8 protein-coding genes and 1 pseudogene are annotated in these 7,446 nt (G+C 66.0%); 3 read left to right on the forward strand and 6 right to left on the reverse strand.

The annotated features are described in order from the left end of the window. The 3 genes from A3A5_RS44575 to A3A5_RS0109040 form a co-directional block, all read left to right on the forward strand. Window positions 1–316: hypothetical protein (locus tag A3A5_RS44575; RefSeq protein ID WP_232431301.1), on the forward strand; the 316-nt coding region annotated here is incomplete at its 5' end. A 148-nt stretch (window positions 317–464) separates the two neighbouring features. Beyond that, window positions 465–854 (forward strand): OsmC family protein, encoded by a 390-nt coding sequence (locus A3A5_RS0109035; protein WP_018310274.1) that lies wholly within the window; start codon window positions 465–467, stop codon window positions 852–854. A 430-nt stretch (window positions 855–1,284) separates the two neighbouring features. After that, window positions 1,285–2,106 (forward strand): hypothetical protein, encoded by an 822-nt coding sequence (locus A3A5_RS0109040; protein ID WP_018310275.1) that lies wholly within the window; start codon window positions 1,285–1,287, stop codon window positions 2,104–2,106. Between the two features lie 180 nt (window positions 2,107–2,286). On the opposite strand, the gene A3A5_RS0109045 is transcribed toward A3A5_RS0109040, so the two are convergent. The 6 genes and pseudogenes from A3A5_RS0109045 to A3A5_RS38050 form a co-directional block, all read right to left on the reverse strand. Beyond that, window positions 2,287–3,048 carry a hypothetical protein gene (locus A3A5_RS0109045; RefSeq protein ID WP_018310276.1) on the reverse strand — a complete coding sequence of 254 codons (762 nt, stop codon included), beginning with the start codon at window positions 3,046–3,048 and terminating at the stop codon, window positions 2,287–2,289. A 46-nt stretch (window positions 3,049–3,094) separates the two neighbouring features. Next, complete coding sequence (locus A3A5_RS0109050; RefSeq protein ID WP_018310277.1) at window positions 3,095–3,436, reverse strand: carboxymuconolactone decarboxylase family protein; 342 nt, start codon at window positions 3,434–3,436, stop codon at window positions 3,095–3,097. A 76-nt stretch (window positions 3,437–3,512) separates the two neighbouring features. After that, on the reverse strand, window positions 3,513–4,637 hold the full coding sequence (locus tag A3A5_RS0109055) for an acetoin dehydrogenase dihydrolipoyllysine-residue acetyltransferase subunit (RefSeq protein WP_018310278.1): 1,125 nt from the start codon (window positions 4,635–4,637) through the stop codon (window positions 3,513–3,515). Further along, the gene (locus A3A5_RS0109060; RefSeq protein WP_018310279.1) at window positions 4,637–5,653 is read right to left on the reverse strand and encodes an alpha-ketoacid dehydrogenase subunit beta; all 1,017 of its coding nucleotides are present in this window, start codon (window positions 5,651–5,653) and stop codon (window positions 4,637–4,639) included. The genes A3A5_RS0109055 and A3A5_RS0109060 overlap by 1 nt, the downstream gene beginning before the upstream one ends. Window positions 5,654–5,689: 36 nt before the next feature. After that, window positions 5,690–6,691: a thiamine pyrophosphate-dependent dehydrogenase E1 component subunit alpha gene (locus A3A5_RS0109065; RefSeq protein WP_026200602.1), complete on the reverse strand. Its 1,002-nt coding sequence runs from the start codon at window positions 6,689–6,691 to the stop codon at window positions 5,690–5,692. Window positions 6,692–6,765: 74 nt separating this feature from the next. Then, window positions 6,766–7,359 (reverse strand): annotated as a pseudogene (locus tag A3A5_RS38050) (NAD(+)/NADH kinase); the annotation flags it as partial. Window positions 7,360–7,446: the final 87 nt, after the last annotated feature.

Genomic DNA, 7,446 nt, shown 5'->3' on the forward strand with positions numbered 1-7,446 from the left:
CGAGCACTGTATAACTTGTGAAGCCACACTGTCCGAAGACAGCGGCGTCCGCTACCCAGCGCCCACACTTATCGGTTGTTTGGTTGTTAAAGAACTTCGCCGCCGGCTTTGCCGTTCAGCGCTGCTGCGTTGTCTGCAGCAGAGAAACGAGATTATGCAGAGCTTTCTTCGTTTCGTCAACCGTTTCAGCAACTTTTTTCGCTGCGGCCGGCGCGCCAACTTCGCTGCGCCAACCAACCCGGTCGACCCCGCAACCCTTGCTGCGTCTGCTTTGCAGCGCTGCGTTGTGTGTTGCGAGGGGGCGAATATTAAGTGACCGCAGCGGGGTTGGCAAGCGGTTCTTCGAAAAAAAGCCAAACCGCCTGAAAAAGGCATTCCCGGCCGCTTCAGCCCCCGCCCGGTGCTGCTTATAGAATGGCTGTTCCGGCCCGCCGGGCCGCTCTCTTATTAGATGGGGACGTTTGATGACTATCCAAGCGACCTGGCAACCGAGCCAGGGCAACAGCATCTGCCACCTGACCAACGGAACTGCCGAATGGCAAGCCGACCTGGATGCATCTGCCGGCGGCGACACCCAATACCCGAACCCGCACGACCTGCTGGATTCGGCCCTGGCCGCCTGCACCACGCTGACTTTGCAGCTGTATGCCAGACGCAAGGGCTACGCGATCTCCGAAGTCCATGTGTCGGTCGGTCATGAAGAGGCCAACGGGACCTACACCATGAATCGCGAGGTCAAGGTCAGCGGAGAGCTTACGCCCCAGATCCTGGATGACCTGCTCCGCGTGGCGAACCGCTGCCCGGTGCACAAGACCTTGTCGGGACAGTTTTCCATCCAGACTTCGATGGCCTGATCCCCGGCAAGATCACGCCCTCTGCTATTGCTGACTCAAATGATAATCGTTATTATTTGAGTTCTCGGGCTGTGACACGACCTGAGTCAGCAAATGGGTTCACCGGACACGTACGTGTCCGGTCTTTTCGTTCCGGCGACCCAACGTCGCGGCAGTCCCGTTCCGGCTGATTCTCTCCTGCCTGATGTCATCGTTCTGACGCACGCGGTGCGATACCGTACATGGCGCGGACCAGACGCGTGCCCCACCCGTTCGAGGGGCATCCTGCCCCATGTGTTGGCTGGCCCACCAAGGTTTCGTCGCATTCCGGTCAAACCGGCGCCGCGCGCTTTATCTGCCATGCACCGCAGGCTTACCATGAACGGCAAGCAGAAAAAGTAAAAGGCGTCAATAGAAAGCGCCGATGTATCGAAGCGAGCGGGGGGATTCCTTGACCAACTTCATCGAAGCGTATTGCGCGCAGGCTCGGCTTGCGGGCGCAGTCGGCGTGATCGCCAGACCGGTTGTGGTGGCACAAGACGGCACGTACGCCATGCACTACGTGCCCTGCGAATACCTGAACACCCAGGCAGCCCTGGTGCTGGTCAGCACCACGCCCGGCCACGCCCATGTGCGGCTGGCAGCCGCCGTCACTGAGGAACTGATGCGCGTCCATGCACCCGGACGCGTGATCCAGCGCGAGAACAAGCGGCGCGTCGAACTGGGCGGCAAGCTGGTGCGGCCCAACCTGATCCGCATGCTCGACCACTTCCGGGTGCCGGAACTGGTCGGCCTGCCGCACGCCGCGGCATTGTGGAACGACGGGTTCGAGCGCCTGCAACCGCTTGCCTTGCTGCCGTATGCCACCACGCGGCGCGGTCTGGCGTTCGACGGGCCACTGGAAGAACTGCTGGACACACCGATGCTGCGCGAGGTATTCGAAGCGCAGTTCCTGGGCGCCGTGCGACAGATGCGCACCGATGCGCTGTATATCGCGCTGGGCCGTACCGCCTGGGCAGGACTGCGGCATGCAGTCAGCCGCCGGCTGCTGGCGAAGCATCAACTGCTGGGGATGATGCCAGTGCCGGCGCGCGCCGGCAGCATGGTGCGCTACTTCCTGCGCGAGATCGCCGCCAGCGACCTGTCGGCCAAGGACCCGGTGCGCCATCGCGTGGCGTGGCTCGATGCCGCCCATGCCGAACTGGAAGCCAGCGTTCGCAAGCTGCGCGCTGCCATCCGGCCGGACCCGCACTCCGCCTACCTGACCGCATAAGCGATCACCCGCCTCCAGGATTGGGCTCGACAGACCCCACCGAAGTGGGGTCTTGCCGACCCGCGTTGTGCCGATAACGTCTCCTGAGGCATCTGACACGCCTCGTATTCCCGATTTTTAGCGGCCCCGCGTGGGCCGCAATTTTTTGGGATCGCCAATTGGCGTCTCCCGGTCAAGCGGCTACGCCGGTGGCGGCATCTGCCCGACGCTTCGCCGCAGCGCTTCCGATACTTGCGCCATCAGCGCGGCGCCGTCATTGACCGCGCGGCCGCTGGCCAACAATGCCTCGCGCACGCTGACGACCTTGCCCGCGTCATAGCGCCGGCCGCTGTCGATGGCCGCTTCGAACGCATTGGCGCGAGCGTTGATCTGCATGGGGTCGGCGCTGACCAGCAGCACCGCATGGGCCAGCACCAGGTGGCGCTGTCCGTCGGGCGCTTGCATGGCCGCGGGCGCGCGCCGCCAGTACTGCGCCGTGCCGGCGATCTTGCGCGCGGCTTCGGGCGGGCCCCAGGCCAGGTTGTAGCGGCCGTCGCAGAAGGAACCGGCCACCGCCTGCCAGTGCGTGTCGACGGCCAGCGCTTGCAGCGCGTCGCCGATGACCTCGCACAGGTGCAGGTAGACCGCATCGCTGCGCGCGCCTGGCGGCTGTCCCACTGTGTAGGCCAGGCTCAGGTTGAGGATGCCAGGGCCCTGCGGCACCAGCCCGCCGCCCGACATGCGCAGGAATACCGGGCATCCCTGCTGCGCGAAGTCGGCGCGCGCAGTTTCCAGCGCGGCGTGGCGCAGGTAGGTGCGCGGCACCACCAGCGACAGCGGCGCCTCCCACAGCTGCGCCACTTGCCGGCCCTGTGCCGCGAGGTCGAGCAAGGCCAGCTCATCCTGCAGCGGGTCGCTGCCCGCCTGCCCGGCATGGGCCGCATCGACAAATTCAAACCGCATGGGATAGCACCAGCCTCCGGATGGCAACGTGCCGAGTCTAGCAAGGCTAGGCGTTGAGCGCATCAAAGTACGCCAGCGCCTTCGACGCATACATGGCGCCGGGCCCGCCGCCCATCTCGATATTGATGGCCAGCACTTCGGCCAGCTGCTCGCGCGTAGCGCGATGGCGCAGCGCCTGGCTGGTGTGGAACAGCACGCAGTCGTCGCAGCCCTTGTGCACCGCCAGCGCGACGGCAATCAGTTCCTTGACGGCGGCGTCCAGGCTGCCATCCTGCGTGGCAGCCTTCATCACGCCCTGGAAGGCGCTCATGGCGGCGGGCTGGGCCTGGCCGAGCGCACCGAATTGCTTGTTGATCCCGGTCAGGCGGGTCTTCAGGTCTGTGGTCATGAGGTGTCCTGTCTTGAATTCGAACAGCTGGCCGAGCGGATGGCGCCGCTGGCGCGGGCGCCATCCGCGCGCGGCGTCAGCCGGCCAGATGCTTCTTCAGCAGCGCGTTGAAGTCATTGGCCTTCTCCATCTGGCTCATGTGGCCAGCATCGGCGAAGACCTTGACGGTTGCTCCCGCCGGCGCGGCTTCAGCGTGCGCGGCCGGGATGATCTGGTCCTGCCCGCCCCACACCACCAGCACGCGCTTGCCGCTGCCGGCCAGCCGCTGGCCAGGCTGCTCGCTCTGGCGGCCGCCGCCGAAGAGTCCCTGCCCCAGCGCCGTCAGCGCCTCGGTGACGCCGTCCAGCCGTTTGTAGCGCAGCAGGTCGTCCAGCATCTGGCGGCTGACCAGCCCCACGTCGGCGAACAGCAGTTCGACCACGGGCTTGAGCTCGCGCCGGGACTGGGCAGTGACGAAGCCTTCGGTATAGCCACTGTTGACGGCATCACCAAAGCCCACCGGCGACACCAGCGCCACCGACAGCACCCGCTGCGGTGCATCCACAGCCAGTTGCGCCGCCACGCCGCCGCCCATCGAATGGCCGACCACATGCGCGGCCTCGATCCCGGTCTCGTCCATGAAGCGCGCTACAAAGCCGGCCATCTGCGCCAGCGTCGTGCCCGCGAGCCGCGGCGACGACTGTCCGTGGCCGGGCAGGTCGAGCGCCACAACGGTGTACGCGTCGGCCAGGGGATCGAGGTTGAACAGCCAGTTGTCCAGGTCACCGCCAAATCCGTGGATGAAGAGCACGGTTTCGGCGCCGCCGCCCTTGCGGGCATAGCGGACCCGGATGCCGTCGACGTCGGCAAACTGGTACGCGGCAGCGGCGCCCTCTTCGCCACCTTCGTCTGCCGGCGCTTCATAAGCCGCGACATAATCATCGATTTGCGCATCGCTCACCTCCGCAGGTGCCAGCACGCCGAGCAGCGCTTTCACCGGCAGCACGTCGCCGGCCTGCGCCACCTTGCGGCGCAGCGTGCCCGCGTCGGGCGCCTCCACCGCATTGGCGATCTTGTCGGTTTCCACATCCAGGATCGGCATGCCCACGGTAATTTCGGTGCCTTCGTCGACCAGCCAGGCATTGACCGTGCCTTCCTTCATCGACAGGCCCCACTTGGGCATCACGATCGGGATAATCGTGGGGGAAAGTGCGGTTCCCATCAGTGCTTGCCTCCCTTCATGGTCTTGCGCGCGGCGGCCACGATCTGCGCGGCGCTGGGAATGTACAGGTCCTCCAGCGTCGGTGAGAACGGCACCGGCGTATGCGGCGGGCACACCATCTCGATACCCGCCTTGAGCGCGCTAAAGGCCTGCTGCGCAACCTGCGCCGAGATATCGGTGGCGATATTGCAGCGCGGGCTGGCCTCGTCCACGAGCACCAGGCGGCCGGTGCTCTCGACCGATTCCAGCACGGTGTCCATGTCCAGCGGCGAGAGCGTGCGCAGGTCGATCACTTCCGCCTCGATGCCCTCCTTGGCCAGCGCGGCGGCCGCTTCGAGCGAGCGATGCACCATCAGCCCATAGGTGACGATCGACACGTCCTTGCCGTCGCGCACGATATTGGCCTCGCCGAACGGGATCGCGTAGGCGCCTTCGGGCACCTCGCCTTCCAGGCCGTAGAGGTTCTTGTGCTCGCAGAAGATCACCGGGTCGTTGTCGCGGATCGCCTGGATCAGCAGGCCCTTGGTGTCGTACGGCGTGGACGGGCACACCACCTTCAGCCCGGGGATATGCGTGAACAATGGCGTCAGCATCTGGCTGTGCTGCGCGGCCGCGCGAAAGCCCGCGCCGACCATCGCGCGGATCACCACCGGGGTTTCGGCCTTGCCGCCGAACATGTAGCGGAACTTGGCCGCCTGATTGAAGATCTGGTCGAAGCAAACGCCCATGAAATCGATAAACATCAGCTCGGCGATCGGGCGCATGCCGCAGGCCGCGGCGCCGATGGCGGCGCCCACGTAAGCGGATTCAGACAGCGGCGTGTCCAGCAGCCGGTCGCCATGCTTGGCGTACAGGCCCTTGGTCACGCCCAGCACGCCGCCCCAGGCGTCCTTCTCTCCGTCCGCGCCGGCGCCACCGACGATGTCTTCGCCCAGCATGATGACGCTGGGGTCGCGGGTCATTTCCTGGTCGATCGCCTCGTTGATCGCCAGCTTGATGCTCAGTTTGCGAGCCATGGTTTGTCTCCTGATATGGGGTTAGCGCGTGGCGGATCAGTAGCTGACGTAGACGTCGGTGAGCAGGTCTTCGGGCCCGGGTTGCGGTGCGGCCTTGGCCTCCTGCACGGCATGCTCGATCAGCGCCGCGACTTCGCGATCGATGGCGTCGAGTTCTTCGCGCGCGACCACGCCCGCCTGGGTCACGGCGCGGCCAAACAGCTTCAGGCAATCCTTGTTGGCACGGATGTCGTCGAGTTCGCCGGCGGCGCGGTAGGTTTGCGCATCGCCCTCGAAGTGGCCGTAGAAGCGGACCATCTTGCATTCGAGCAGCGACGGCCCGCCGCCTTCGCGCGCGCGCCGGATCACTTCGCCGGCCGCTTCATGGACAGCGAAGAAGTCGGTGCCGTCCACCGTCACGCCCGGGATGCCGAAGCCGGCGGCGCGGTCCACGTAGCTGTCCACCGCGGTGCCGTAATCGCGCGAGGTCGATTCGGCATAGCCGTTGTTCTCGATCACGAAGATCACCGGCAGGTTCCACACCGCGGCCAGGTTCAGGCTTTCCAGGAAGGTGCCCTGGTTGGAGGCGCCGTCACCGCAGAAGGTGATGCCGACCTCGCCCTTGCCGCGGAACTTGGCCGCCAGCGCGGCGCCGCAGATCAGCGGCGCGCCCGCGCCCAGGATGCCGTTGGCGCCCATCATGCCCCTGGACAGGTCGGCGATATGCATCGAGCCGCCCTTGCCATTGCACGAGCCGCCCTTCTTGCCGTAGATCTCTTTCATCATCGCCACCGGATCGACGCCCTTGGCAATGCAATGGCCGTGGCCGCGGTGCGTGCTGGCGATGCGGTCGCCATCGTTCAGGTGGTGCAGGATGCCGACGCCCGCGGCTTCCTCGCCTGCGTACAGGTGGACGAAGCCGGGGATGTCGCCGCGCCCGAAGTCCACGTGCAGGCGTTCCTCGAAATCGCGGATGGTGCGCATCTTCCGGTACACCGTCAGCAACGTCTCCTTGTCGAGCGGCAGCGCGGCGCAATCTTGAGAAGCTCTGGCTGTCATGTCTGTCTCCTTCATTTTCAGGTGTTGCACTTCAAGAAAGGGGGAAAAGCGAGCGCGGACGCGGTGCCCGCGCGTCATCCCACCGCGGCGTGCCGCGGCAGGCTGCGCATCAGGTGGTGGCGCGCGGCATGGCGCATGCAGGCCGCGACGTCGATGCTGCGAAAGGCGTGGTCATGCAGGGTGACGGTGACTTCGTCGTCCGGGCCGAAGGCCAGTTCGCGCTCGCCATCCAGCGCGACAATGCCGCTGCGCTGGCGCACGCGATGGGGCCGGCCGTGTTCAAGCCGCTGCCAGCCGGCCACCGGCACGGTGCACATCAGGCCGGGTGCGATCGGCGCGCACAGGTCGAATTCGCCTTCGCCGGGCGCGGCCAGCTCGATCGCGAGGCCGCCCTCCTCGCGCCGGCCCACCGGCTCCAGCAGCCCGGCGATGGATGACAGGCCGATGGCCTCGGGGTCGGCAAAGGACACGTAGACGGCGGCAAGCGTGTCGGTCTTCCACAAGGCGCGCGCGCCGATGAAGTGCTCGTGCGAGATCACCGCATCCACCAGCGCAATATCGCGGCGAAAGCCGCCGTTGCCGTCGCGGATGACGATGTCGAGCCGCTTGTTCGACGCCAGCGCCTGCGCAGGTGGAATGCGGCCCGTGGCATAGAGGCCGGTGGCCAGCCAATCCACCCAAGATAAGGACATCAGCAAGCCTTATAGGCGGCATGTCGATGAGGTTTCTGGCGAGGCGGACGTGGTTTAGCGCGA

The sequence above is a fragment of the Cupriavidus sp. UYPR2.512 genome, assembly GCF_000379565.1.
Lineage (GTDB): Bacteria > Pseudomonadota > Gammaproteobacteria > Burkholderiales > Burkholderiaceae > Cupriavidus.